The organism is Streptomyces lydicus (assembly GCF_000717345.1).
Taxonomy (GTDB): Bacteria; Actinomycetota; Actinomycetes; order Streptomycetales; family Streptomycetaceae; genus Streptomyces; species Streptomyces lydicus.
The window spans coordinates 25,455-49,728 of sequence record NZ_JNZA01000007.1 but is presented as its reverse complement, the minus strand read 5'-3'; the positions used below and the strand labels follow the sequence as shown (position 1 = coordinate 49,728).

Below are 24,274 nucleotides of genomic sequence, written 5' to 3'. Positions count from 1 at the left end.
GCGGCGCCCCGGCTCGCGGCCGTGGCGCAGCGCCGCCGGCCGGCCGGCGGCTCAGTAACCGAAGGCGCGGGCGGTGTTCGCCGCGACCGCGGTGGCCAGGGCGTCCTCCGTCAGCCCCTTGACCTCGGCCATCGCCCGCAGGGTGACCGGAATGAGGTACGGGGCGTTGGCCCGTCCGCGGTACGGGGCGGGGGTGAGGAAGGGGGCGTCGGTCTCGACGAGGACCAGTTCGGCCGGGGCGACGGCGAGGGCGTCGCGCAGCGGCTGGGCGTTCTTGAAGGTGACGTTGCCGGCGAAGGACATGAAGTAGCCGGCCTCGGCGCAGATCTCGGCCATCGCGGCGTCGCCGGAGTAGCAGTGGAAGACGGTCCGCTCGGGGGCGCCCTCCTCGCGCAGGATCCGCAGGACGTCGTCGTGGGCCTCGCGGTCGTGGATGACCAGGGCCTTGTCGTGCCGCTTGGCGATCTCGATGTGGGCGCGGAAGGACCGCTCCTGGGCGGCCATGCCGTCCGGGCCCGTACGGAAGTAGTCGAGGCCGGTCTCGCCGACGCCGCGGACGTGCGGCAGGGCGGCGAGCGCGTCGATCGCGTCGAGCGCGGCGTCCAGGGCGGCGTCCCCGCCGGGCTCCCTGGCGCCCTGCCGCGACCACCCATCGGGGTCGCCGAGCACGATCCGGGGCGCTTCGTTGGGGTGCAGGGCCACGGTGGCGTGCACGGCGTCGTGCGCGGCCGCGGTGTCCGCGGCCCACCGGGAGCCGGCCAGGTCGCAGCCCACCTGGACCACGGTGGTCACCCCGACGGAGGCGGCCTTGGCGAGCGCCTCCTCGACGGTGCACTCCTGCATGTCCAGGTGGGTGTGCGAGTCCGCGACCGCCACCCGAAGGGGCTCGGGCAGCGGCGGCGGGGTGTTCTTGTCCTGCGGTGCCATGGCCGCGATCCTACGAGGACCGCGGCCGGCGCCTCACCTGCGGTGGTGCTGGAAGGGGTGCAGCAGGTCGGAGAGGTGCCAGTGGTGCTTGCCGGCGTCCGGGCCGTCCTCGGCGGTGCTGCCGGTGCGCCCCCGGGTCGCTGCGGCAGGCACCGTTCCGTCGGCGTTCTCCTCGGGCTTCCCGTGCTTGTCGTGCCGGTCGTGCTTCGCACTGCGGCCGCTGCCGGGCTGGCGCTGGTGCAGGTGCGCGATCGCGTCGGAGACCATCGTGACCTGACCGGAGCGCATGATGCGGACGATGTTGCTGCTGCACTTGAGGCAGTCGGGGTGGCTCAGTGGTGAGGGCACCCGCTCGCCGTCCGCGTAATAGACGACATGCAGCTCGCCCTTGCCGTCGAGCTGGTGGACTATCTCGTACGCCTGCTCCCAGCCGTGGCCGCACCTCATGCAGGCGAAGGAGTACGCCTCGTGCGCGGCGGGCTCGGGCTGGGGGTGGGCGCCGCTGGTCGTGGGTGCGCCGGTGGTCTTGGCGATTTCGCTCATGTGCGCTCCTCTTGTCCGCTGGACAAGGTCTTCGGGAACGGTTCGTTCCCTCACCCAGTGGACGCCTTTCCCGGCCGCGACGCAGCTGATCGCCGGTGGTATTGGCGCAGATTTGGCCGACGGTAGGAAAATCACCCCATTGCCTCGGCCCGCGCTTTACCTTTCCGGCCAGCCGTTTACCTTCTGATGAGTCGGTTTTCGCCGTGCGCTGCGCATCATTCCCCGGCGGACGGTTTCGTGACCCCCGCTGGTGACCGGATTCCGCTAACCGTTCTTCTCAGGACTCCCCGGCTTCCCGGCGCCCTTTCCGTCCTTCGCGGCGTCCTTCGCGGCGTCCTTCTCGGCGTTCTTCGCCGCGACCACCGCGTCGAAGACCTCCCGCTTGGGCAGCCCCGCCTCCGCGGCGACCGCGGCGATGGCCTCCTTGCGCCGCTCCCCCGCCTCCTCGCGGATCCGCACCCGGCGCACCAGCTCCGCGGCGTCGGTCTCCTGCGGCCCGCTCTGCGGCGCGCCCTCGACCACGATGGTGATCTCGCCGCGCACCCCCTCGGCCGCCCACGCCGCCAGCTCGCCCAGCGGGCCGCGCTTGACCTCCTCGTAGGTCTTGGTCAGCTCCCGGCAGACCGCGGCCCGCCGGTCCGCGCCGAAGACCTCGGCCATCGCGGCCAGGGTGTCGTCCAGGCGGTGCGGCGCCTCGAAGTAGACCAGCGTGCGGCGCTCGCCCTCGACCTCGCTCAGCCGGGAGCGCCGCTCGCCGGCCTTGCGCGGCAGGAACCCCTCGAAGCAGAAGCGGTCCACCGGCAGCCCGGAGACGGCCAGGGCGGTGAGCACGGCGCTCGGGCCCGGTACGGCGGTGACCTTGATGCCGCGCTCGACGGCCGCGGCCACCAGGCGGTAGCCGGGGTCGGAGACCGACGGCATCCCGGCGTCGGTGACCAGCAGCACCCGCGCGCCGCCGGCCAGCGCGTCGGCCAGCTCCGGGGTCCGCGCCGCCTCGTTGCCCTCGAAGTACGACACGATCCGGCCGGCCGGAGTCACCTCCAGCGCCTGGGTCAGCCGGCGCAGCCGCCGGGTGTCCTCGGCGGCGATCACATCGGCGGCCGCGAGCTCGGTGGCGAGTCGCGGCGGCGCGTCCGCGATCTCACCGATGGGCGTCCCTGCAAGTACCAGCGTTCCAGTCACCCGCCCATCCTCCCAGGGCGGGGCCGCGTCCCCGTCCGGCGCCATCCCCGGTGGCGCTCCGCACCGGTCCACAGGCCGCTTCCCTACGATGGGCCGGGTGACGAGTGAGACCACCGCGACCGACGCCGCCGCGCACCGCGCCCCGGAACCGGCCGGGCAGCCCCCCGTGTGGCAGCGGCGCCTGCGCCGCTTCGGGTACCCGGCGCGCCCGCAGGCCGATGTCCGGGCGCGGCTGGTGCCCGCCTTCCCGGAGCCCGGCGGCCGGATGTGGGCGGCGTTCGGTGTGGGCCCGCGGGCGGCGGCCCGGCTCGCGCGCTGGTCGGGCTGGGCCGGTCCGCTGCTGGTGACGCTGTTCGCCGGCGTGCTGCGGTTCTGGGACCTGGGCAGCCCGCGGAAGGTGATATTCGACGAGACGTACTACCCCAAGGACGCCTGGTCGCTGCTGCAGTACGGCTACGAGGGCACCTGGGCCAAGAACGCCAACGACGCCCTGGTCGGGCACCCGCCGCAGATCCTGCTCTCGCCCGAGCACTCGTACGTGGTGCACCCGCCCATGGGCAAGTGGCTGATCGCGCTCGGCGAGTGGGTGTTCGGGATGAACCCCTTCGGCTGGCGGTTCATGGTGGCGCTGCTCGGCACGCTGTCCGTCCTGATGGTCTGCCGGATCGGGCGGCGGCTGCTGCGCTCGACGGCCCTGGGCTGCCTGGCCGGCACCCTGCTCGCGGTGGACGGGCTGCACTTCGTCATGAGCCGCACCGCGCTGCTCGACCTGATCGTGATGTTCTGGGTGGTGGCCGCGTTCGGGTGTCTGCTGGTCGACCGGGACCGCACCCGGGGCCGGCTGGCGGACGCGCTGCCGCTGGGCCCCGACGGCTTGGCGCGCCCCGACGCCGGGGTCGGCGACCGGCTGCGGCTCGGTTGGCGCCCCTGGCGGATCGCGGCCGGCCTGTGCCTCGGCCTGTCCGCCGCGACGAAGTGGAACGGCCTGTACTTCCTCGCCGCGTTCGCCCTGATGTCCGTGCTGTGGGACGTCGCGGCCCGCCGTACGGCCGGCGCCCGGCGCCCCTTCCGCTCCGCCGTACGCCGTGACGCCCTGCCCGCCTTCGGCTCGACGGTCGTCGTCGCCCTCGCCACCTACCTGGCGTCCTGGTCCGGCTGGATCGCCACCAAGGGCGGCTATTACCGCGACTGGGCGACCACCCCCGAGGGCCAGAAGGCGGGCTGGACCTGGCTGCCGGACTGGCTGCGCAGCCTGTGGCACTACCAGACCGAGGTCTACGCCTTCCACACCGGCCTGACCACCCCGCACACCTACCAGTCCAACCCCTGGAGCTGGCTGGTCCTCGGCCGCCCGGTCTCGTACTTCTACGAGGACCCCAAGGCCGGCCAGGACGGCTGCACCGCGGCCGAGGGCTGCGCCCGCGAGGTGCTGGCGCTGGGCACTCCGCTGCTGTGGTGGGCGGCCTGCTTCGCGCTGCTCTACGTCCTGTACCGCTGGCTGTTCAAGCGGGACTGGCGGGCCGGCGCCGTCGCCTGCGGGGTCGCGGCCGGCTACCTGCCGTGGTTCCTCTACCAGGAGCGGACCATCTTCCTCTTCTACGCGGTGGTGTTCGTCCCGTTCCTGTGCCTGGCGCTGGCCATGATGATCGGCGCGCTCATCGGCCCGCCGGGCTCCACCGAACGCCGCCGGACCATCGGCGCGGTCGGCGCCGGTGTCCTGGTGCTTCTCATCGTCTGGAACTTCATCTACTTCTATCCCCTCTATACCGGTATGCCGATCCCCAAGTCGGCCTGGCACCACCGGATGTGGTTCGACAGCTGGGTGTGAGGCGGGAGGCCGGCGCGCTCTTCGACAATTCCGTCACAGCTGTACAACAGCGCGTCACCGGACCGTGCCCGGATCGAGACTCGACCACTTCCCCGTGTCCCTTAGAGTGCGGTGCACGTTCTTGTGTGCGTATTCAAGGACGAGACTCCTGGGAGGGGATCGGTGGCAATGCGCCGTGAGGTGAAGTACGGGCTGATCGGCGGCTCGGTGGCCCTGGTGGCGGGAGTCGTGGGCGGCTTCACGCTGTTCGGCGGCTCGGACGACGCCTCCCCGCAGGAGGTCAGGTCGGCCGACGCCAAGCCGGGCGGGGCCGGGCCGAAGATCCCGACCGGCCCGCTGTCGGCCAAGGAGGTCCAGACGGCGGGGCAGCAGTTCCTCACCGCCTGGCAGTCCGGCGACGCCGCCAAGGCGGCCGGGCTCACCGACAGCCCGGCGGCCGCGAAGGCCGCGCTGGAGACCTTCAGCAAGCAGGCCAGGTTCTCGAAGGTGACGGTGACCCCGGGCACCCCGGCCGGCGACAAGGTCCCGTACACGGTCGCCGCGCAGATCGACTACAAGGGCACCAAGGCGCCGTACACCTACCGCACCTCGGCGACCGTGCAGCGCGACAAGACCACCGGGAAGCCGCAGATCGCCTGGCAGCCGGCGGTGCTCCACCCGGGCCTGGCCAAGGGTGACCAGCTGCGCACGGGCGAGGCCGAGGCACCCCCGATCAAGGCCGTGGACCGCAACGGCGCCGAGCTGACCCCCCAGGCGCATCCGTCGCTGGCCGGGGTGCTGGACAGCCTGCGCGACAAGTACGGCGACAAGACCGACGGCAAGCCCGGCGTGGAGCTGTTCATCAAGCGCGCCAAGAGCGCCAAGCCCGCCGACCAGCTGCCCGACAAGACCCTGAAGGTGCTCTCCAAGGGCACCCCCGGCACCCTGAAGACCACGCTGGACGCGGGCCTCCAGGCCGCCGCCGAGAAGGCCGTCGCGGGCAAGAAGTCGGCGTCCGCTGCCGCGGTCAAGCCCAGCACCGGCGAGATCCTCGCGCTCGCCAACTCCCCGGCCAAGGGGTTCAACATGGCCACGCAGGGTTCGCTGGCCCCCGGCTCGACGATGAAGATCGTCACCTCGGCGATGCTGATGGACAAGGGCCTGACCTCGCCGGGCAAGAAGAACCCCTGCCCCAAGTACGTCACGGTCGGCGGCTGGAAGTTCCAGAACCTCAACAAGTCCGAGATCAAGGACGGCACCTTCGCGCAGAGCTTCGCCGCCTCCTGCAACAACGCCTTCATCTCGCACGCCAAGGACCTCAGCGACGACGACCTGACGAACGAGGCCCGCGACGTCTTCGGCATCGGCCTGAACTGGCAGACCGGCATCCCCACCTTCGACGGTGCGGTGCCGGTGCAGCACGACGCGCAGATGGCCGCCTCGCTGATCGGGCAGGGCGGCGTACGGATGAACCCGCTGAACGTCGCCACGCTCGCCGCGACGGTCCGCGCCGGCTCGTTCCACCAGCCGTACATCGTCGCGCCGACGCTGGACAACCGGCCCTTCGCCAAGGCCGCCCGCACCATGAAGCCGGCCACCCTCAGCGGACTGAAGTCGCTGATGAGGCTGACCGCGACCGCCGGTACGGCCGCCGAGGCGATGTCCGGGCTCAGCGGTGACATCGGCGCCAAGACCGGCTCGGCCGAGGTCGACAACCAGAAGAAGCCCAACGCCTGGTTCACCGCCTACCGCGACGACGTGGCCGCGGCCGCCGTCGTCCCGGCCAGTGGCCACGGCGGCTCCAACGCGGGCCCGGTGGTCCGCGCCATCCTCACCGCGCACTGAGCCACGACGGGGGCCCACGGGCCCCCGTCCCAGCCACCGGATTCCCTTCGCGTGGCCCGTACAGCTTTCGCTAGCCTGCGGGCCATGACCGATTCCGCGTCCACCGCACCCGCGGCATCCCAGGCCCACCCCCGCTTCGCCGAGGCGCTCGCGGAGCTGGGGCTGAGTGTCGAGGTCCGCCGCTTCCCCGAGGCCACCCGCACCGCCGCCGAGGCCGCGGCGGCCGTCGGCTGCGACCTCGCGCAGATCGTCAAGTCCCTGATCTTCACCGTGTGGGGGTCCCCCGAGGCGCCCGGCTCCGGCGAGGGCGAACCGGTCCTGGTCCTGATGGACGGCGCCTCCCGCGTCGACCTGGAGCGGGTCCGCGCCGAACTCGGGGCGACGAAGGTCGGCCGGGCCGACGCCACGCTGGTCCGCGAGACCACCGGCTACGCCATCGGCGGCGTACCGCCCTTCGGCCACCGCACCCGCACCCGCGTGCTGGCCGACCGCGGACTGCTCGCCCACGACACCGTCTGGGCCGCCGCCGGCACCCCGCACACCGTCTTCCCGCTCGCCCCCGCCGCCCTGATCGACCACGCCCGGGGCCGCGTGGTGGACGTGCGCGAGCGCACCGCATGACCCCGCTCGTCGTCGCGGCCGTCCTGCTGGCCGCCGTCACCCACGCCAGCTGGAACGCCATCGCCCACGGCATACGCGACCAACTGCTCGCCTTCACCCTCGTCGGCGGCGGCGGTGCGCTCTGCGGCGCCGTCCTGGCGGGCTGCTCACCGCTGCCCGCCGCCGGCGCCTGGCCCTTCCTCCTGGGCTCCGCCGTGCTGCACATCGTCTACCAGGCCCTGCTCATGCGGTCGTTCCAGCTGGGCGACTTCGGCCAGATGTACCCCATCGCCCGCGGCACCGCGCCCCTCGTGGTCACCGTCCTCGCGGCCGTCTTCGTCCACGAGATCCCCGGTCCCTGGGCGCTCGCCGGCGTCGCCCTCGCCTCGGCCGGCCTGGTGGGCGTCGCCCTGTGGGGCATCCGCGGCTCCGGCAGCCACCCGCAGTGGCCGGCCCTCCTCGCCGCCGTCGCCACCGGCCTGGCCATCGCCTCCTACACCACCGTCGACGGGCTGGGCGTACGCGCCTCCGGCACCGCCCTCGGCTACATCGGCTGGCTGATGATCCTCGAAGGCATCGTCATCCCCGCCTACGCGCTCGCCGTCCGCCGCGGGCAACTCCTCAGCCAGCTCCGCCCGTTCGCCCTGCGCGGCCTGGCCGGCGGCGTCCTGTCGGTCTTCGCCTACGGCCTGGTCCTGTGGGCCCAGACCCGGGCCCCGCTCGCCCCCATCGCCGCCCTGCGCGAATCGTCCATCATCGTCGGCGCCGCGATCGGCGCCCTCTTCTTCAAGGAACGCTTCGGCGCTCCGCGGATCGCGGCGGCGGGGCTGATGGTGGCGGGGATCGCGCTGATGCTGCATCCGGGCTGACCTGTGAGGTTGCTTCCCACGTCGTCGGCCGGCCCGCCGTGGGGGTTGCTGTTTCCCGCCTTCGGCGGGAGCGGAGAGGTGGTGGGCCGGGGGGCGCCCGGTTCGTGGTGGGTGCCGGTGTCGGGCCTCCGGGGGCGGGTTTCCGGACTTGCTTCGCTCTACGTCCGGAACCCCGCCCCCTCCGGCCCGCCCCCTCCCGTCGGTGGGGCGCTCCCGCCCGGTGGGAGGAGGGGAAAAACGACAGCCCCCGGGTCAGCCGGCGGCTCGGGAGACGGCCCTCAGCAGCGCCTGCGCGCGGGGGTCCGCCGTGACGTTGCGCTGCATCCCGTTCGTGACGTAGCCGAACGCGAGGCCGCTCTCGGGGTCCGCGCAGGCCAGCGCGCCGCCGCGGCCGGGGTGGCCGAAGGAGCCGGGGGCCAGCAGCGGCGAGGCCGGGCCGTGCAGCATGAAGCCGAGGCCGAAGCGGGTGTTGACCAGGAGGGTGCGGTCGAGGCCGGCGGACTCCTCGGTGCGGGCGAGGGTCAGCGTCGCCGGCGCGAAGAGGCGGGGGTGGCCGTCGACGGCGCCGATCAGCGCGGCGTAGCAGCGGGCCAGCGAGCGGGCGGTGGCGACGCCCGCGGAGGCGGGGAGTTCGGCGGCGCGGTAGGCCGCGGCGTTCTCGTCCGGAGCCGGGGAGATCGCGCCGAAGGCGCGGCTGGTCAGCGAGGCGGGATCGGCGTAGGCGTCGGCGACGGACCGCTTGGGGCGGACGCGCAGGCCGGACGCGGCGGGCGCCGCCGGCGGTTCGAGGTCCGCGAGCCGGCCGACGCGGCACTGCGCGGCCTCCGGGAGACCGATCCACAGGTCGAGGCCGAGCGGCCCGGATATCTCCTCGGCGATCCAGCTGCCGAGGGTGCGCCCGGTGACCCGGAGCACCAGCTCGCCGAGGAGCCAGCTGTAGGTCTGGGCGTGGTAGCCGTGGTCCGTGCCGGGCTCCCAGGCGGGCGCCTGGGCGGCGACCGCGGCGGGGCCGCTGACGCCGTCGATCGCCTGCTCGGGGGTGAGCGGGGTGTCCAGGACGGGCAGTCCGGCGCGGTGGGACAGCAGATGACGGACGAGCACCCGCTCCTTGCCGGCGGCCTTGAACTCGGGCCAGTACGTGCCGACCGGCGCGTCCAGGTCGAGCTGTCCGCGCTGGTGCAGCAGCAGCGGGACGAGGGCGGCGATGCCCTTGGTCGCGGACCGGATCACCTGCGCGGTGCCGGCCTCCCAGGGCGCGGCGCCGTCGGAGGCGTCGCCGTCCTTCGTACCGCCCCACAGGTCGACGACCTTGCGCCCGTGCCGGTAGACGGCGACCGCCGCGCCGCGCTCCCCGCGTCCGGTGAAGTTGGCCACGAAGGCGTCCCGGACCGGCTCGAAGCCGTCCTCGACCGTGCCCTGGACGTCCACCACTGTTTCCCGCTTCCCGTTCATCCGTCGCTTTGCGTGACCCATCAATGGTGCAACGCGCGGATCGGTGCTGATGACCAGGGCCACGGCCCGTGGTGTTCCTCACACGGCGAGGGGGTGCCGGGACGTCACCGGGGGACGGTGACCGAGCGCGGGTCGAAGCCGAAGGGCAGCTCCAACCGGTGGTTCCGCATCAGTTCCTCGTCGCAGAGCAGGTCCTGGGTGGTGCCGTCGGCGACCAGCACGCCGCCGGAGAGCACGACGGAGCGCGGGCACAGCTCCAGCGCGTACGGCAGGTCGTGGGTGACCATCAGCACGGTGACGTCCAACGAGCGCAGGATGTCGGCGAGTTCGCGGCGGGAGGCCGGGTCGAGGTTGGAGGACGGCTCGTCGAGGACGAGGATCTCGGGGCGCATCGCGAGCACCGTGGCGACGGCGACCCGGCGGCGCTGGCCGAAGGAGAGATGGTGCGGGGGTCGGTCGGCGAAGTCGGCCATGCCGACGCGGGTGAGCGCCTCGGTGACCCGGGCGTCGAGTTCCGCGCCGCGCAGGCCCGCGGCGGCCGGGCCGAAGGCGACGTCCTCGCGGACGGTGGGCATGAACAGCTGGTCGTCGGGGTCCTGGAAGACGATGCCGACCCGGCGGCGGATCTCCGCGAGGTTGCCCTTGGCGACCGGGAGCCCGGCCACCGCGACGCTGCCGGCGCCCGCTTCGAGGATGCCGTTGAGGTGCAGGACGAGGGTGGTCTTGCCGGCGCCGTTGGGGCCGAGGAGGGCGACCCGTTCGCCGCGGGCGACGGTCAGGTCGACGCCGAAGAGGGCCTGGTGGCCGTCGGGGTAGGCGTAGGCGAGGCCGGAGACGTGCAGGGAGGGGGCGGGCGCGGGCGTGGTGGTACTCAAAGGGTCCATCCCAGGAGGCAGACGGCGAGCGCGGCGAGCGGGAGGACGGCCGCGCGGGTCCATTGTGTGCGGGTGGCGGTGGTCGCGTCGATGACGGGCATGGTGCCGGTGTAGCCGCGGCTGACCATGGCGAGGTGGACGCGTTCGCCACGCTCGTAGGAGCGGATGAACAGCGCGCCGGCGGACTTGGCGAGCACGCCCCAGTGGCGCACCCCGCGGGCCTCGAAGCCGCGGGAGAGCCGGGCGATCCGCATCCGCCGCATCTCGTCGGTGATCACATCGCCGTAGCGGATCATGAAGGAGGCGATCTGCACGAGCAGCGGCGGCATCCTCAGCCGCTGCAGGCCGAGCAGGAGTTCCCGCAGCTCGGTGGTGGAGGCGAGGAGCACGGACGCGGCGACGCCGAGCGTCCCCTTGGCGAGGATGTTCCAGGCGCCCCAGAGGCCGGAGACGCTCAGCCCGAGTCCGGCGACGTGGACGCGCGGGCCCTCGGCCACGAACGGCATGAGGACGGCGAAGGCGACGAACGGCACCTCGATCAGCAGCCGCTTGAGCAGGAACCCGGCCGGGACCCGGGCCGCCCCGGCGGCGGCCGCGATCAGCAGGGCGTAGAGCCCGAAGGCCCAGACCGCCTCGCGCGGGGTGGAGACGACGACCAGCACGAAGCAGAAGACCGCGGCGATCTTGCAGTGCGCGGGCAGGGCGTGCACCGGCGAGTGTCCGTGCCGGTAGAGCTTGTGGGCGTGGCCGGCGCCCATCTCAGACCCGTTCCGCGGGGGCGCCGGCGGCGGTCGGCCGGGCGTCCGCCGCGTTCCGGCGGCGGCGCAGCACGACGAACACGCCGGTGCCGACGGCCAGGGTCGCGCCGACGCCGATGACGCCGGCGAGGCCGCCGGACAGCCGCGGGTCGGTGATGTCCTTGACGCTGTAGTCGGCGAGCGGGGAGTCCTTGGCGGCGTGGTCCCTGGCCTTGGCGTCGATGCCCTGGTCGTGGGCGACCTTCTCCAGGCCGTCGGGGCTGGCGGAGGCGTAGTAGCTGATGCCGCCGGCGCAGACCAGGGCGGCGGCGAGGCCGGCCAGCCAGACGCGGCGGACGGAGCGGCGCGGGGCGGTGGCGGCCGGGGCTGGGACGGGGGTGGCGGCGGCCGCCGGGGCGGCGTCGGCGGCGGTCAGCGGCGAGGTCCGCAGTTCCAGCGGCGCGGTCAGGCCGCGCGCGCCGTGGACCAGGTCCGGGCGTACGGCGATCACGGCGCCCACCGTCAGCGCGGTGATCGCGGCCTCGCCGATGCCGATCAGCACGTGCACCCCGACCATGGCGGTGAAGACCTTGCCGATCGGCACGTCGGCCGTGCCGCCCAGCGCGTAGAGCGCGGTGAAGGCGACGGCGGCGGCCGGCACCGAGACCAGCGCGGAGACGAACGAGGCGACGGTGATCGAGCGGCGGCTCCGCGGCAGCACCTTGACCAGCACGCGGAACAGGCCGTAGGCGACCACGGTCGTCACGATCGCCATGTCGGTGATGTTGACGCCCAGCGCGGTCAGCCCGCCGTCGGCGAACAGCACGCCCTGCATCAGCAGCACGACCGAGACGCACAGCACGCCGGTGTACGGGCCGACGAGTATCGCCGCGAGGGCACCGCCGAGCAGGTGCCCGCTGGTGCCGGCGGCGACCGGGAAGTTCAGCATCTGCACGGCGAAGATGAAGGCCGCCACCAGACCGGCCAGCGGCGCCGTACGCTCCGCGCCCGCGCCGCCGCCCTGGCCCGTACCCGCCAGCTCCCGGCGGGCGCCGCGCAGGCTGACGGCGACGGCGGCCGCGGCGAGCGCACCGGTCGCCACCGACACCGGCGCATTGATGAATCCATCGGGTACGTGCATCTCGGGTTCTCCGCTCCAGGGTCTGCAACCAGCCAATGGTGGTGCCTGCTGCGAACAAGTTGCAAGAGCGCCCGTCATGCGAAACGGCGTGGACCACGGCTGCCAGTTGTACGCACCGGCGCACGGCACGCCGCCGCGGGCCCGCTCTCCCGCGCAGTGGCAGATACCTGCCAAGCGGCAGAGACTGGAACCAGAGATCGGTCGGGGAAGCTGACATGGGCAAGCGACCGGGCAAACTCTCCCGGACTCCTACGTCGCCGCTTCTCGTTCCGCGGGTCGTGGCGTGGGGGTCGGCCGCGGCCGTGTTGGTGCTGGCCGTGGCGGTGCTCGCGTGGCGGGCAGGCGGGCACACCTGGTCGGTTGCCCTCGGCCGGGTCCTCCCGCGCCTCTTCAACGGCTTGGCGGCCTTCCTCAGCGGCAGCGGCATCAGCCCGGGGCTGCGGCTGGCGGGACTGCTGCTGGTGGTGCTGGCCCTGTACGCGTACTGGCGGGCCACCCGCTCCCTCCTGGGCTACCGGCCCGGCCCCGTGCAGGTGCAGCAGCTCGTCGACGCCACGGCCCACCGCAAACCGCTTCCGGTGGACGATCTGACGTCCCGCCTCCGTATGCAGCTGTCCGAGAGCAGCCTCTATCCGCCGACGACGGTGCCGACGGAGGCTCCGCCCACCGGCTTCCTCGACCTGCTCGGGGACGTGGACCTCGCGAAGCCCGGCACCACGATTCCGCGCCTGCTCAGCCGGCTCCGGCCGAAACTGGCTTACCGCGTGGGCGGTGTGCTCCAGCTGCGGGAGCACCGGACGGAACCCTGCGGCATCACCGTCACGCTCACCGCGTACGTCTTCAGCGGGGCGCGGGCCACCACGGTCTGGGGGCGGGACTGGGAGCACGCGGTGTGCCGGGCCGCGTACTGGGTGGAAGCCTCGCTGCTGCCGGTGACCCGGGCCGGCCGGCGGCCGCCGTGGCACGCCTGGTGGGCCCGCGAACTGCCGCCCGAGTTGCTGCGCTCCTACCAGGAGGCGAAGGCGCTGAGCGCGGGGCAACGGTACGACCAGGCGCTGGAGCGTTACCGCGATGCCCTGCGGTTCGACCCGCAGAATCCGTACATCCGGGCGGAGTTCGCGGGGGCGCAGGAAAAGCTGGGCCTGCAGGTCGAGGCGCTGGACACCTGCCAGCGGAGTCTCGCCCTCGACGGTCAGACCGCCGACGCGTACAACGACCGGCTGTGGGTCCGCCGGCGTCTGGCCCTGCGAAGGCTCCGGTATCTGTGGCGCCCCCTCCAGTTCAGGGAGACACTCGGGCTGCGCTACCGGAACGCGATCATCCTTGGGACCGGGGAGCGGCTCACGGAGGCGTGGTACCCGAACCCTGCCGAGGAACATGACGGGAGATGGGAGGGGCTGCTGCTCACCCTGGCCGAGCGCTACTGGCCCGCCGCCGTCGACTTCGCCCTCGCGGCGGCCGTCCGCGATCGCATTTCCGCCTGCAGGTACACGAAGTGCGGGGTGGAAGAGATCACGAAGAAGTGGCTCGCCGATCGGCTGAGATCCACCAACGCCTCAACCTACGATCGGCACATGGTGCGCGTGGTCTTCCAACGGGCTGCCGCGCAGGAGCTTTACCGGCTCGTGGGGGACGATCTGTGTGTGCGCCTCTCCCTGTGGGAGTGGTGGGCCCGGATCAAGCGGGCTCTGCGAAGGATCTGGCCGCCCGCATACGTGACTGAGACCCGCCCGCTCCGGTTGTTCAGCCGCGTGGCGCTGAAGCTCAACCGCGACGTGTGGGCGCCGCTGCAGCTGGACCAGGCCATGGGCGACCTGCCACGGATACCTCACGGGCCGTGGGGCCACCCTGAGCCGGACCGCTGGCGTGGCCGAAGCTATGACCGGCGCGGGCACAGGGACTGGCGGACGCCCGCGGACCTCGCCACGCACATCCGCGAGATCATGCCGCAGCGCATGTCCTCCTACGAATGGCAGGACCACTACAACAGCGCCTGCGTCTATGCCGTGGCGATGAAACGGTATCCGCCCGAAAACCGTGACGACATCGATGAACACAGATACCAGAAACTGGCGGACATGGCCGTGGAGCAATTGGAAACGGCAGCCCTGCGAGCCGAGAGCGGATTCACCAGGCTGGAACGGTCATGGATGCTGTTCGAGGACCCCGACCTGGCCCGGCTGCGCGAGGAACCGTGCTTCGCCGACTTCGTGCGGAGCACCTACCCGAGCACCGAACCGCCAGGGGGGCACTCCGCCTGTCCCCCCGTGGCGTGCCTGTTGGAGGGCTATACCCGCCGCCTCCTGCGGGATGCCGCTCTGGTGATGGAACTGAACTGGCGCGAACGCGCCGGGAACGGCTCCACGGCCGTCGACACCCTGAAATGCTGGCTGCGCGCCGAGGAGAGAGCCTGGGACGCGTTCCGTGCCGTCGTGGGCGGCCGCCCGAGCGACTGGGCCGACCGGGCCACTCTCATCGCCGCGGTACAGGAAAGCGACCCGGCGGCCGCGCGGCGGTCCGACTTCCCACCGGGAATGCTTCAGGAAAGTGACGCGCAGAGCGATCACACATGCACGGTGAACCTGCTGCAATCCGTCGCCGCGGAGCTGCGGAAGGGCATGTCGACCTCCGCTCCGACGCGGAGCCGTGCGTGGTGCGCGATTCTCGACGACGCCCTTGCCTCGGGTGTGGCCAAGCTGCCCGCGCCCCAGGTGCGCGCGCTCTGCTCCCAGTACGCGGCCGCCTGGCTGAGGCTGGGAGCCCGGCTGGCCGCCGAGCAGGACGAGACCGTCGAGGTCAAATTCCGCGGCGCCGTGCACAGCATCGCGGAGCCCCGGCACGACACCCGCCGCAGCCCCGAGGTCCTCTGGATCTGACCGCCCGGCGGGCGCGCCGGGGCCGTCGGGCCGAGTTGCCACCCGATCCGTGGGCCGAAACGATGGGGACGTGAGCGATGCACCCGAAGCCGCCGGGCCGCGCCCGGAGACGGACGCCGCCGAATCGCGGGGCCGGCTGCGCCGCATGCCGACCACACCCCCCGCGCCGCCCGGCGGGTATCTGCGCTTTCCGCATCTGCACGGCGAGCTGCTCTGCTTCGCCGCGGAGGACGATCTGTGGGTGGCACCGCTCGCCGCGGACGGGCAGGAGCCCGGCCGCGCCTGGCGGCTGACCGTCGACCGCACGCGGGTCGGCCACCCCCGCTTCTCGCCCGACGGCCGGCACATCGCCTTCACCACCTGGCGCAGCCTGGACCCCGAGGTCCATCTCGCCCCGGTCGAGGGCGGCCCGGCCCGCCGGCTGACGTACTGGGGCAGCACGGACGCCCGGGTCTGCGGCTGGTCGCCGCCCGACCACGAGGGCGCCTCGCACGTCCTCGCGGTGTCCTCGCACGGCCAGCCGTTCTCGTACTACTCGTGGGCCTACAGCGTGCCCACGGACGGCAGTCCGGGCGGCAAGCTGCCCTGGGGCCCGGTCGCCGACATCGCGGTGTCCGAGGTCGACGGGGAGCGCCGCACGCTGCTGCTCACCGGCAAACCGCCGCACGAGCCCGCGTCCTGGAAGCGCTACCGGGGCGGCGCGATGGGCCGGATGTGGCTGCACGGCACCCGGCTGCTGCCCGAGCTGTACGGGCACCTCGACTCGGTGATGTTCGTCGGCGGGCGGATCGCGTTCCTCTCCGACCACGAGGGCATCGCCAACGTCTACTCCTGCCTGCCGGACGGCACCGATCTGCGCCGGCACACCGACCACGCCGACTTCTACGCCCGGCACGCCTCGACCGACGGCGAGCGGATCGTCTACCAGTGCGCCGGCGACCTCTGGCTGGTCGACGACCTCGGCCCGGACGCGGTGCCGCGCAAGCTGACGGTCCGGCTGGGCGGGCCGCGGGCCGGCCGGCGCAGCTACCAGGTCCCGGCCGCCTCGCACGTCACCTCGCTCGCGGTGGACACCACGGGCCGGGCCAGCGCGATCGGCGTACGCGGCAGCCTGTACTGGCTCACCCACCGCGACGGCCCGGCCCGGACGATCCACGACACCCCGGCCGTCCGCGTCCGGCTGCCCGAGATGCTGGGCTCCACCGGCCGGATCGCCTACGTCACCGACGCCGAGGGCGACGACGCCGTCGAGATCACCAATCTGCCGCGGGCCAGCGCGCCGGGCGAGCCGCGCCGGCTGGCCGTCGGGCAGCTGGGCCGGGTCCACGAGATGGCCTCGTCGCCCGACGGCGAGCGGCTGGCGGTGGCCTCCAACGACGGCCGGCTGCTGCTGGTGGACGTGACGCGGCCGGACGAGGAGCCGACCGAGGAGGACCGCAGTGCGGAGGAGCAGGCCGCCGGGCCCGGTGGTGTCACCGAGCTGATCCGCTCCCCCAACGGCCCGGTCCGCGACCTGGCCTTCTCCCCCGACTCCCGCTGGCTGACCTGGTCGCACCCGGGCATCGGCCGCTCGCTGCGGCTGATCAAGATGGCCCGGCTGTCCGACCGGCACGTCGTGGACGTCACCAACGGCCGCTTCGAGGACGAGCAGCCGGTCTTCACCCGCGACGGCCGCTACCTGGCGTTCCTGTCCTGGCGCGGCTTCGACCCGGTCTACGACGTGCACACCGGCGACCTGTCCTTCCCGCTGGGCTGCCGCCCCTACCTCGTACCGCTGTCCTCGGCGACCCCCTCGCCGTTCGCGCTGTCGCCGGAGGGGCGGCCCGCGGCGGGCGGTCTGGACCCGGACGAGAACCCCCCGCCGGGAGGTGAGGGGCCGGTGCTGGTCGAGGTGGAGGGGCTGGAGAACCGGGTCACGCCGTTCCCGGTGGCGGCGTCGAAGTACTCCTCGCTGCAGCCGGTGAGCGGGGGCGGGCTGGTGTGGCTGCGCTGGCCGATCTCCGGGGCGCTGGGCGAGACGTTCGCCAATCCCGACAACACCTCCGGCAAGCCCACCCTGGAACACTTCGACCTGACCAAGGCGCGCCGCACCGAACTCACCAGCTCCCTCGACGAGTTCGCGGTCAGCGGCGACGGCACCCGGCTGGTCGTCAACGACGACGGCGAGCTGCGCGCGGTGCCCGCGACCGAGCCGGGGGACAGCGATTCGACGGTCTACCTGGACCTGCGGCGCATCCTGCACGACGTGGACCCGGGGGCCGAGTGGCAGCAGGGGTTCGAGGAGGCGGGCCGGATCATCCGGGCGTACTTCTGGGATCCGCGGCTGTCCGGCATCGACTGGGACGCGATCCTCGCGCAGTACCGGCCACTGGTCGAACGGGTCGCCTCCCCCGACGAGTTCGCCGACCTGCTACGCGAGGTGATGGGCGAGCTGGGCACCTCCCACGCGTACGTCACCGGCGCGCGGCGCAACGAGGGGCCGCCGCACTACCAGCGGGCCATCGGCCTGCTCGGCGCCAACCTGGTCCAGCGGGACGGGCGTTGGATCCTCCAGCGGATCCTGCCCGGCGAGTCCTCGGACTCCAAGGCGCGCTCCCCGCTGGCCGGCACGGGCATCCGCGAGGAGTCCGCGCTCACCCATGTCGACGGCCGCCCGGTGGACCCGGTCGCCGGTCCCGCGCCGCTGCTGGCCGCGGCCGGCGGCACCACCGTCGAGCTGACCTTCGCCCCGGCCGACGGCGACGGCCCCGCCCGCCGGGTCGCGGTGGTCCCGCTGATCGACGAGCGGCCGCTGCGCTACCAGGACTGGGTCGCCCGCCGGCGCGCCGTGGTGCGCGAGCTGAGCGGCGGCCGGTGCGGCTATCTGCACATCCCCGACATGGGCGGGTCGGGCTGGGCGCAGTTCAACCGCGATCTGCGCAAGGAGGTCGCCCGGCCCGCGCTGATCGTGGACGTACGGGGCAACGCCGGCGGCAACATCTCCGAGCTGGTGATCGAGAAGCTGACCCGCACCATCATCGGCTGGGACCTGACCCGCGACGCCGAGCCGGTCTCGTACGCCAGCAACGCCCCGCGCGGCCCGGTCGTCGCGGTCGCCGACGAGATGACCTCGTCCGACGGCGACATGATCACCGCGGCGTTCAAGCTGCTGGGCATCGGCCCGGTGGTGGGCATGCGCACCTGGGGCGGGGTGGTCGGGATGACCGGCCGGCACCGGCTCGCGGACGGCACCGCGATCACCGTGCCGATGAACGCCGCGTGGTTCCGGCTCTACGGCTGGGACGTGGAGAACCACGGCGTGGAGCCGGACATCGAGACGCTGCGCTCGCCGATGCACTGGGCCGAGGGCCGGCACCCGACGCTGGGCGTGGCCGTGCGCACGGCGCTGGAGCTGCTGGAGCGGCATCCGGCGGCCACGCCGCCGGACCTGTCGGACGTGCCGGACCGGCGGCGGCCCCCGCTGCCGCCGCGGAACGCGGGCGAGGAGGAGGCGGGGGCCGAGGGGGCCTGAGCCCGCCCGACGCGCCGCTCACGCCGGGCCGATCAGGAACTTCTGGTCGTCCGCCCCGCTGCACGGCCGCACCAGCGCGGTGGCGTCCGGCCCGTCGCCGCCGAGGGTGACGCACCGGCCGTCGTCGGCGCCGTCCGGGCCGCTCAACCGCAGCCGGTACACGGTCCGTTCGGCGCCGGCCCGGCCGGGCCGCCCGGTGACCGGTTCGACGCGGAACAACTGCGCGGGGCCGCCCGCGGTGCAGTCCTCCCAGGGCTCCAGCAGTCCCGCGACGCCCTTGTCGCGGAGCAGGACCAGGCAGCCCGTCCCGTGGTCGGGGTGGGTCCACCGGATGCGGTGGCGGCCCGCCCCGGCGGCGGTCAGGTGGGTGTGCGGGGGTACCGCCTGCGCGCAGGGCCGCCGGACGGCGACCGTCCGGTAGGCGTGCGCCCGCAGCACCCGCCCGTCGGTGAGGCAGAGGGTGGGCGTCCGCAGCGGACGGATGAGGACCTCGCCCGTGGGCAGCGGCACGGCGTTCGCCGCCCCGGGCCGCGCACCACCGCCGCCGGTCGCGTCCCCGCCCCCGCCGCGGGCCAGCAGCAGTGCGCCCCCCGCGAGCAGCAGCGCGACGAGCGCGGCGGCGCCGGCCGTCAGCACCTGCTTGCGGGACGGGCGGCCGCGGCCGGGTCCGGCCGCTACGCCCGCTTCGATGCGCCGTCGCACCGCGAGCCACTCCGCCACCTCGTCGGGCGGGCAGCCGTGCGCCCGCAGGAACGCGCCGAGCAGCTCCTCCCGCGGCAGGGCCCGCCTGCGCAGGACGTCGGCGAGCGTGCTGCGGGCCAGCACCTCGCCGTTCTCCGCGGCCCGCTGCTCCAGCTGACGATAGGTCAGCCCCGACTGGTCCTTGAGCTGTTGCATCCGTGCGACGAGCGCGTCCGCCCCGCCGGCCGGGCGTGAGGTTGATCCGCCGGTTCCCCCCGTGCGTGTCATGCGGGCCATTGAACCGCCGCCCGGCCACCGCCACAACACCGGTCCGCGTCACTCCGGACAGCGGCCGTCCCCCTCCCGGACAGGGCCGCTCTCACCCGTCCGACCTGCCCGGACAGCCGGCGGCCCGTCCGGGACGGCGGATTCCCTTGCCGGACACCGGCGGCCCCAGCAAGGTCTGTCCTGCCCTGCCGGAGCACCGGCCCGGGCCGTCAACTACCACCACCACAACGGGAGATGCACCGATGCGCATCCGTCAACGGATCGTTCCGCTCGCCGCCGCGCTGGCGCTGACCGGCGGCCTCGCCGCCACCGAGGCCGCCCCGGCGCTGGCCGCCCACCCGGCGTCCGGGCAGACCGCGGCCGCGGCCGGCGGTACGTACCTGTACTTCGACAAGAACCAGAGCAGCCCGAGCAATTCGGTGCTCTACCTCAAGAAGAGCGTGCCCAACGGCCGGGACAAGGTTCTCGCCAAGTACCGCGCGGGCTCCGGCAACGGCGGCCGCAACGGCAGGAACGAGTGCGCGAGCATGCAGGGCTGGCTGCCCAACGGCAGCTACCGGGTGCTGGCCCACACCACGCACCACAACGGCGGGGCGCGGGGCGTCAACGGGTACGCGATCCAGGTGCAGGACAAGGTGTGCAGGAACGGCCGCACCAAGCGCACCGAACTGTTCGTGCACAGCGAGATGCGGCCGGACGGCACCCAGGGCGCCCGGCAGCCCGGCCGGGACAACCCGTACCGCTGGGACGGCAGCAACGACTACTTCTCGCTGGGCTGCATCAAGCTGACCCCCGCGCACATCAAGAACCTCTTCGCCAAGGCCGCGCACTACGGCTGGCCGAAGAAGCTCACGGTCGTCAGCTGAGTCCGGGAAACCGGAGCCGCTGAGCGCGCGACAGCACGGGGGCAGCGGGGGAACGTGCTGAGGGGCGCACCCGGTCGACCGGGTGCGCCCCGCACGTGGCGGCGCGTCCGCCGCCACGTGCCTTCAGGACTGCGGCGTCAGCTCTGGAAGCGGTCCCGCTCGTCGCGCAGTTCGTCCATCGGGTCCGGGGCGGGGCGACGGCCCTGCTGGCCACGCTCGCGCTCCTGCCCACCGCGCTCACGGCCCGGCTCGCGACCCGGCTCACGGCCCGGCTCACGGCCCTGCTCGCGGCCCTGCTCGCGGCCCTGCTGGCCGCGCTCCCGGGACTCGTCGCGACCACGGTTCGCAGCGTGCTGCGCCTGGTCCTTGAGCTCGTTGGCCTTGTCCTGGAACTGGTCCTTGATGCCCATGCTGTTCACTCCTAGTGGGGTGTAGGGGGTGGGCCTCGACCAGCGTGACACGACCGGACATTCGTCGCATTTCGATCACGAATGGCTACCCTCCGTGATCCGCGGGCCGGCTCTACCGGTCCGCGCGCGCCTTCTCGTCCGCCTCTCCGCCCGCCCCGACCAGGCCGACCCGCATCCCGTCCAGGCGCTCCCCGAACCGCCGCATCTCGCGCTGGCCCACCGAGCCGATGAGCGCGGGCAGATACCCGCGCACCGACTGCATCCCGCGCAGCCACCACTGCCCGTAGACGTGCGCGGAACGGCGCTCGACGCCCGCGACGATCCGGTCGACGGCGGGGCCCAGCGGATAGGTCTTGTTCGACGGCCAGGGCAGCCGGGAGCGCAGCTCGCGCATCACGTCGTCCTGGTCGGCACCCCGCACCATGTCGGTGTCGGTCCAGCTCAGGTAGCCGACGCCGACCCGTACGCCCTTGTGGCCGACCTCGGCGCGCAGGCTGTGGGCGAAGGCTTCGACACCCGACTTGGAGGCGCAGTACGCGGTCATCATCGGGGCCGGGGTGATCGCGGCGAGCGAGGCGATCTGCAGGAAGTAGCCGCGGGACTCCATCAGTACGGGCAGGAAGGCCCGGCCGGTGACCGCGCCGCCGATCAGGTTGACCTCGATGACCCGCTTCCAGGCCACCGGGTCGGAGTCGACGAACGGCCCGCCGGTCGCCACCCCGGCGTTGGCGACGACCACGTCGACCTTCCCGAAGCGGTCCTTGACCTCGCCCGCCACGCGGGCCATCGCCTCGTGGTCGGTGACATCGGCGTACCAGTGGTGCGCGGGGCCGTGCAGCGAGGCGGCGACCGCGCGCAGCTCGTCCGGCTCCAGGCCGACCAGCGCCAGCGTCGCGCCGCGCGCCGACAGCTTGCGGGCCAGCAGCGCGCCGACCCCGCGCGCCGCGCCGGTCACCACGACGACCTGTCCCTGCAGTTTCCCGGTCATGCCGTGCTCTCCTTCTTCTGCCGCCCGGCCCCGGGGGCCTGGGCGGGGAGGTCGGGGGCGCCCGCGGCCGGCCCCTCGTCGTCGGTGCCGGCCGCCCGCAGATGGTTCTGCACGAGGACGCGCAGCCGGCCGGCGACCGCGCCGGGGTCCTCGATGGGGGTCATGTGCCCCAGCCCCGGCAGCTCGGTCAGCCGGCGGAGGTCGGGCAGGACGGAGGCCATCCGGCGGGCGTGCACCGGCGGCGTCAGCCGGTCCGCGGTGCCCGCGATGACCTCCGCCGGCATCTCCAGGGCGCCCAGTCCGCCGGTCAGCTCCAGGCCGGACAGCACATGGCCCCAGCGGGCCCGGACGCCCGCCGGGCAGGCGTGCACGATCCGCGCGCAGGCTTCCACCTGCTCGGCGGTGGCACCGGGGCCCATCGTGGCGTACTTCAACGCGCTCCTGGTGAGCGGTGATACCGGGCCGAGCGGGGCGCGGGAGCCCAGCAGCAGCCGGTGGGCGCGGCGCCGGCCGGCCGGGCTGCGCAGCGGGAACACCCTTGATTCGGCGGGGAGTTCGGCGCTGCCGGTGCTGCACAGCAGGACCGCGGCGGCCCGGGCGCGCAGCTGCGGGCGCCCGGCGGCGGCCATGATCGTCATGCCGCCCATGGAGTGGCCGCCCACCACCGCGCGTTCGTCCACCGCGAGGGTCCCCTCCAGTACGGCGACCAGGTCGTCGGCGAGCGCCTCGGTGCTGTGGCCGGCCGGGACGGCGGCCGGGCTGCGGCCGTGGCCCCGCTGGTCGTAGACGACGACCTTGTGGTCGGCGGACAGGTCGCGGACGACCGGCGCCCAGAAGGCGGTCGAGCAGGTCCAGCCGTGTGCCAGCACGACGGCCGGGGCGTGCTCGGGGCCGTGGATCTCGGCGTGGATCCGGGCGCCGTCGGCCGAGGTGAGGGTCACGCTCTCGCGCGGCACCGGCGGCGCGTAGGGGCCGGTCGTGACGTGTCCGGGCCGGCGGCTCATACGGCCACCTCCGCCCGCGCGCTGCCGGACGTGCCGACGGCGGCCCCCGGCGGCCGCAGCACCTCGTACTCGGCGAGGTCGACCTGCCGCGTCACCTTCTTGAACTCAGCGGTCGTGCCCGGCCAGGCGGTGGTGTTCCGCCCGTTGGCGTCGAGGTACCAGCTGTCGCACCCGCCGGTGTTCCACACCGTCCGCTCCATCCTCCGCTGGATCTTCCGGGTCCACTCGTCCACCGCGGACTGCCGGGCGGTCAGCGCGATCTTCCCGCCGAGGACGTCCAGCTGCCGCAGGAAGTCCACCATGTAGTTCAGCTGCGCCTCGATCATCAGGATCATCGAGCTGTTCCCCAGCCCGGTGTTGGGCCCGATGAGGGTCAGGAAGTTCGGGAACCCGGCCGCGCTGGCACCGCGCAGCGCCGCCATCCCGTCCTTCCACTCCTCGGCCAGCGTCGTCCCGTTCGCCCCGGTGACCCGCTGGGCGATCGGCATGTCCGTCACGTGGAAGCCGGTGCCGAAGACGATCGCGTCGGCCTCCGTCTCGCTCCCGTCGGCCGCGACGAGCGTGGCGCCGCGCACCTCCGTCAGCCCGGCCGGGACGAGGTCCACATTCGGCCGGGCCAGCGCCGGGTAGTACGTGTTGGACAGCAGGATCCGCTTGCACCCGATGCGGTAGTCCGGCGTCAGGGCGGCCCGCATCCCGGGGTCCTTGATCGCCTTGCGCATGTGGTTCTTCGCCAGGAATTCGATCAGGCCCAGTTCGTTGGGCCGCTTGGTGAAGGCGCTGACCTGCAACTCCCTGATGCCCCAGAGCAGTCCGCGGCGCGCGGCCCGGGTCGCCGGCACCTTGGTGTGCAGCCATTTCTCGGCCGCGCTGATCTTGCGGTCGGCGCGCGGCAGCACCCAGGGCGGGGTGCGCTGGAAGAGGGTCAGCCGGCTCACCTCCGGCTGGATCGCGGGCACGATCTGGATCGCCGAGGCGCCGGTGCCGATCATGGCGACCCGCTTGCCGCGCAGGTCGTAGTCGTGGTCCCAGCGGGCGGAGTGGAAGACCTTCCCCGGGAAGGTGCCGAGCCCCGGGACGTCCGGGAGCTTCGGGTCCGACAGCGGCCCGGTGGCGGAGACGACCACGTCCGCGGTCAGCGCCCCGCTCGCCGTCTCGATCTCCCAGTGCAGCGCGCTGTTGCTCCACCGCAGGCCGCGCACCTCCGCGTTGAACCGGATGTGCGGCCGCAGCCCGAAGGTGTCCGTCACCCGCTCCAGGTAGGCACGGATGTGCTCCTGCCCGGAGAAGTTCCGCGGCCATTCGGGGTTGGGGGCGAACGAGAAGGAGTACAGGTGCGACGGCACATCGCACGCACACCCCGGATAGCTGTTGTCCCGCCAGGTACCGCCCACCGAATCGGCCCGTTCCAGGACCACGAAGTCGGTGATTCCCTGGCGGCGCAGCCGTACGGCCGCCCCCAGTCCACCGAAGCCTGATCCGATCACCGCCACCCGCACGTGCTGCTGCTCGCGCTCGGCCATCCGCCGCCTCCCGAGTCCGACGCTCCACCCCGACCCCACGGCCCTGGCGGCCGCGGGAGTCCCAACTGTGCCAGCAATCACTGGCGCGATTGGGCACAGGGGGAGCGTAGGGCAGCCCACGTACCGAGCGGTAGGGGTCGGGCGGCAGG

Annotated in this window: 19 protein-coding genes; 7 read left to right on the top strand and 12 right to left on the bottom strand. The window is 73.5% G+C overall.

Annotated features, from left to right (window positions below; all coding sequences use genetic code 11):
• Window positions 1-51: 51 nt before the first annotated feature.
• The 3 genes from OO62_RS07705 to rsmI all read right to left on the bottom strand — a co-directional run bounded on the left by OO62_RS07705 (window position 52) and on the right by rsmI (window position 2,652).
• A complete protein-coding gene (locus tag OO62_RS07705; protein ID WP_033266502.1) occupies window positions 52-927 on the bottom strand; it encodes a TatD family hydrolase in 876 nt (291 codons plus the stop codon).
• A gap of 33 nt (window positions 928-960) precedes the next feature.
• Entirely contained in the window at window positions 961-1,470 is a 510-nt protein-coding gene (locus OO62_RS07700) for a hypothetical protein (RefSeq protein WP_033266501.1), read from the bottom strand.
• Window positions 1,471-1,734: 264 nt separating this feature from the next.
• Entirely contained in the window at window positions 1,735-2,652 is a 918-nt protein-coding gene (gene rsmI, locus OO62_RS07695; protein ID WP_033266634.1) for a 16S rRNA (cytidine(1402)-2'-O)-methyltransferase, read from the bottom strand.
• An 88-nt stretch (window positions 2,653-2,740) separates the two neighbouring features.
• Between rsmI and OO62_RS07690 the strand changes: the two genes are divergently transcribed.
• The 4 genes from OO62_RS07690 to OO62_RS07675 all read left to right on the top strand — a co-directional run bounded on the left by OO62_RS07690 (window position 2,741) and on the right by OO62_RS07675 (window position 7,773).
• On the top strand, window positions 2,741-4,480 hold the full coding sequence (locus OO62_RS07690) for a dolichyl-phosphate-mannose--protein mannosyltransferase (protein WP_033266500.1): 1,740 nt from the start codon (window positions 2,741-2,743) through the stop codon (window positions 4,478-4,480).
• A gap of 168 nt (window positions 4,481-4,648) precedes the next feature.
• The gene (locus tag OO62_RS07685; RefSeq protein WP_033266499.1) at window positions 4,649-6,304 is read left to right on the top strand and encodes a penicillin-binding transpeptidase domain-containing protein; all 1,656 of its coding nucleotides are present in this window, start codon (window positions 4,649-4,651) and stop codon (window positions 6,302-6,304) included.
• Window positions 6,305-6,388: 84 nt separating this feature from the next.
• On the top strand, window positions 6,389-6,925 hold the full coding sequence (locus OO62_RS07680) for a YbaK/EbsC family protein (protein WP_033266498.1): 537 nt from the start codon (window positions 6,389-6,391) through the stop codon (window positions 6,923-6,925).
• Window positions 6,922-7,773 carry an EamA family transporter gene (locus tag OO62_RS07675; RefSeq protein ID WP_033266497.1) on the top strand — a complete coding sequence of 284 codons (852 nt, stop codon included), beginning with the start codon at window positions 6,922-6,924 and terminating at the stop codon, window positions 7,771-7,773. Before OO62_RS07680 ends, OO62_RS07675 begins: the two co-directional genes overlap by 4 nt.
• A 252-nt stretch (window positions 7,774-8,025) precedes the next feature.
• Here the strand turns inward: OO62_RS07675 and OO62_RS07670 are convergent, their stop codons facing one another.
• From OO62_RS07670 to OO62_RS07655, 4 genes are all read right to left on the bottom strand, one after another.
• A complete protein-coding gene (locus tag OO62_RS07670) occupies window positions 8,026-9,225 on the bottom strand; it encodes a serine hydrolase domain-containing protein (protein WP_033266496.1) in 1,200 nt (399 codons plus the stop codon).
• A 104-nt stretch (window positions 9,226-9,329) separates the two neighbouring features.
• Window positions 9,330-10,100: an energy-coupling factor ABC transporter ATP-binding protein gene (locus OO62_RS07665; RefSeq protein WP_033266495.1), complete on the bottom strand. Its 771-nt coding sequence runs from the start codon at window positions 10,098-10,100 to the stop codon at window positions 9,330-9,332.
• Window positions 10,097-10,858, bottom strand: a complete 762-nt coding sequence (gene cbiQ, locus OO62_RS07660) for a cobalt ECF transporter T component CbiQ (protein ID WP_033266494.1) — start codon at window positions 10,856-10,858, stop codon at window positions 10,097-10,099. Before cbiQ ends, OO62_RS07665 begins: the two co-directional genes overlap by 4 nt.
• Before the next feature lies 1 nt (window position 10,859).
• Window positions 10,860-11,978, bottom strand: a complete 1,119-nt coding sequence (locus OO62_RS07655; RefSeq protein WP_033266493.1) for an energy-coupling factor ABC transporter permease — start codon at window positions 11,976-11,978, stop codon at window positions 10,860-10,862.
• Between the two features lie 215 nt (window positions 11,979-12,193).
• Here OO62_RS07655 and OO62_RS07650 point away from each other — a divergent pair, with 215 nt between their 5' ends.
• Both OO62_RS07650 and OO62_RS07645 read left to right on the top strand, forming a co-directional pair.
• Window positions 12,194-14,854, top strand: coding sequence for a tetratricopeptide repeat protein (locus tag OO62_RS07650; RefSeq protein WP_129322975.1), 2,661 nt, complete (start codon window positions 12,194-12,196; stop codon window positions 14,852-14,854).
• Between the two features lie 145 nt (window positions 14,855-14,999).
• Window positions 15,000-18,365: a S41 family peptidase gene (locus OO62_RS07645; protein ID WP_033266633.1), complete on the top strand. Its 3,366-nt coding sequence runs from the start codon at window positions 15,000-15,002 to the stop codon at window positions 18,363-18,365.
• Window positions 18,366-18,383: 18 nt separating this feature from the next.
• On the opposite strand, the gene OO62_RS07640 is transcribed toward OO62_RS07645, so the two are convergent.
• A complete protein-coding gene (locus OO62_RS07640) occupies window positions 18,384-19,334 on the bottom strand; it encodes an RICIN domain-containing protein (protein WP_129322976.1) in 951 nt (316 codons plus the stop codon).
• A gap of 242 nt (window positions 19,335-19,576) precedes the next feature.
• On the opposite strand from OO62_RS07640, the gene OO62_RS07635 reads away from it, so the two are divergent.
• The gene (locus tag OO62_RS07635; RefSeq protein ID WP_033266490.1) at window positions 19,577-20,200 is read left to right on the top strand and encodes a hypothetical protein; all 624 of its coding nucleotides are present in this window, start codon (window positions 19,577-19,579) and stop codon (window positions 20,198-20,200) included.
• A 137-nt stretch (window positions 20,201-20,337) separates the two neighbouring features.
• Here OO62_RS07635 and OO62_RS07630 read toward each other — a convergent pair whose 3' ends face one another.
• The 4 genes from OO62_RS07630 to OO62_RS07615 form a co-directional block, all read right to left on the bottom strand.
• On the bottom strand, window positions 20,338-20,610 hold the full coding sequence (locus OO62_RS07630; RefSeq protein WP_033266489.1) for a hypothetical protein: 273 nt from the start codon (window positions 20,608-20,610) through the stop codon (window positions 20,338-20,340).
• Window positions 20,611-20,722: 112 nt separating this feature from the next.
• Complete coding sequence (locus OO62_RS07625; RefSeq protein ID WP_033266488.1) at window positions 20,723-21,598, bottom strand: SDR family oxidoreductase; 876 nt, start codon at window positions 21,596-21,598, stop codon at window positions 20,723-20,725.
• Complete coding sequence (locus OO62_RS07620; RefSeq protein ID WP_033266487.1) at window positions 21,595-22,602, bottom strand: alpha/beta fold hydrolase; 1,008 nt, start codon at window positions 22,600-22,602, stop codon at window positions 21,595-21,597. Before OO62_RS07620 ends, OO62_RS07625 begins: the two co-directional genes overlap by 4 nt.
• Window positions 22,599-24,125, bottom strand: a complete 1,527-nt coding sequence (locus tag OO62_RS07615; protein WP_033266486.1) for a flavin-containing monooxygenase — start codon at window positions 24,123-24,125, stop codon at window positions 22,599-22,601. The genes OO62_RS07620 and OO62_RS07615 overlap by 4 nt, the downstream gene beginning before the upstream one ends.
• Window positions 24,126-24,274 lie beyond the last annotated feature (149 nt).

Excerpts from the sequence above, each read along its gene's own strand:
- OO62_RS07705 (WP_033266502.1), bottom strand. The coding sequence starts at position 927 with ATGGCACCGCAGGACAAGAACACCCCGCCGCCGCTGCCCGAGCCCCTT.
- OO62_RS07700 (WP_033266501.1), bottom strand. The coding sequence starts at position 1,470 with ATGAGCGAAATCGCCAAGACCACCGGCGCACCCACGACCAGCGGCGCC.
- OO62_RS07690 (WP_033266500.1), top strand. The coding sequence starts at position 2,741 with ATGGGCCGGGTGACGAGTGAGACCACCGCGACCGACGCCGCCGCGCAC.
- OO62_RS07685 (WP_033266499.1), top strand. The coding sequence starts at position 4,649 with ATGCGCCGTGAGGTGAAGTACGGGCTGATCGGCGGCTCGGTGGCCCTG.
- OO62_RS07680 (WP_033266498.1), top strand. The coding sequence starts at position 6,389 with ATGACCGATTCCGCGTCCACCGCACCCGCGGCATCCCAGGCCCACCCC.
- OO62_RS07675 (WP_033266497.1), top strand. The coding sequence starts at position 6,922 with ATGACCCCGCTCGTCGTCGCGGCCGTCCTGCTGGCCGCCGTCACCCAC.
- OO62_RS07670 (WP_033266496.1), bottom strand. The coding sequence starts at position 9,225 with ATGAACGGGAAGCGGGAAACAGTGGTGGACGTCCAGGGCACGGTCGAG.
- cbiQ (WP_033266494.1), bottom strand. The coding sequence starts at position 10,858 with ATGGGCGCCGGCCACGCCCACAAGCTCTACCGGCACGGACACTCGCCG.
- OO62_RS07655 (WP_033266493.1), bottom strand. The coding sequence starts at position 11,978 with ATGCACGTACCCGATGGATTCATCAATGCGCCGGTGTCGGTGGCGACC.
- OO62_RS07650 (WP_129322975.1), top strand. The coding sequence starts at position 12,194 with ATGGGCAAGCGACCGGGCAAACTCTCCCGGACTCCTACGTCGCCGCTT.
- OO62_RS07645 (WP_033266633.1), top strand. The coding sequence starts at position 15,000 with ATGCCGACCACACCCCCCGCGCCGCCCGGCGGGTATCTGCGCTTTCCG.
- OO62_RS07640 (WP_129322976.1), bottom strand. The coding sequence starts at position 19,334 with ATGACACGCACGGGGGGAACCGGCGGATCAACCTCACGCCCGGCCGGC.
- OO62_RS07635 (WP_033266490.1), top strand. The coding sequence starts at position 19,577 with ATGCGCATCCGTCAACGGATCGTTCCGCTCGCCGCCGCGCTGGCGCTG.
- OO62_RS07630 (WP_033266489.1), bottom strand. The coding sequence starts at position 20,610 with ATGGGCATCAAGGACCAGTTCCAGGACAAGGCCAACGAGCTCAAGGAC.
- OO62_RS07625 (WP_033266488.1), bottom strand. The coding sequence starts at position 21,598 with ATGACCGGGAAACTGCAGGGACAGGTCGTCGTGGTGACCGGCGCGGCG.
- OO62_RS07620 (WP_033266487.1), bottom strand. The coding sequence starts at position 22,602 with ATGAGCCGCCGGCCCGGACACGTCACGACCGGCCCCTACGCGCCGCCG.
- OO62_RS07615 (WP_033266486.1), bottom strand. The coding sequence starts at position 24,125 with ATGGCCGAGCGCGAGCAGCAGCACGTGCGGGTGGCGGTGATCGGATCA.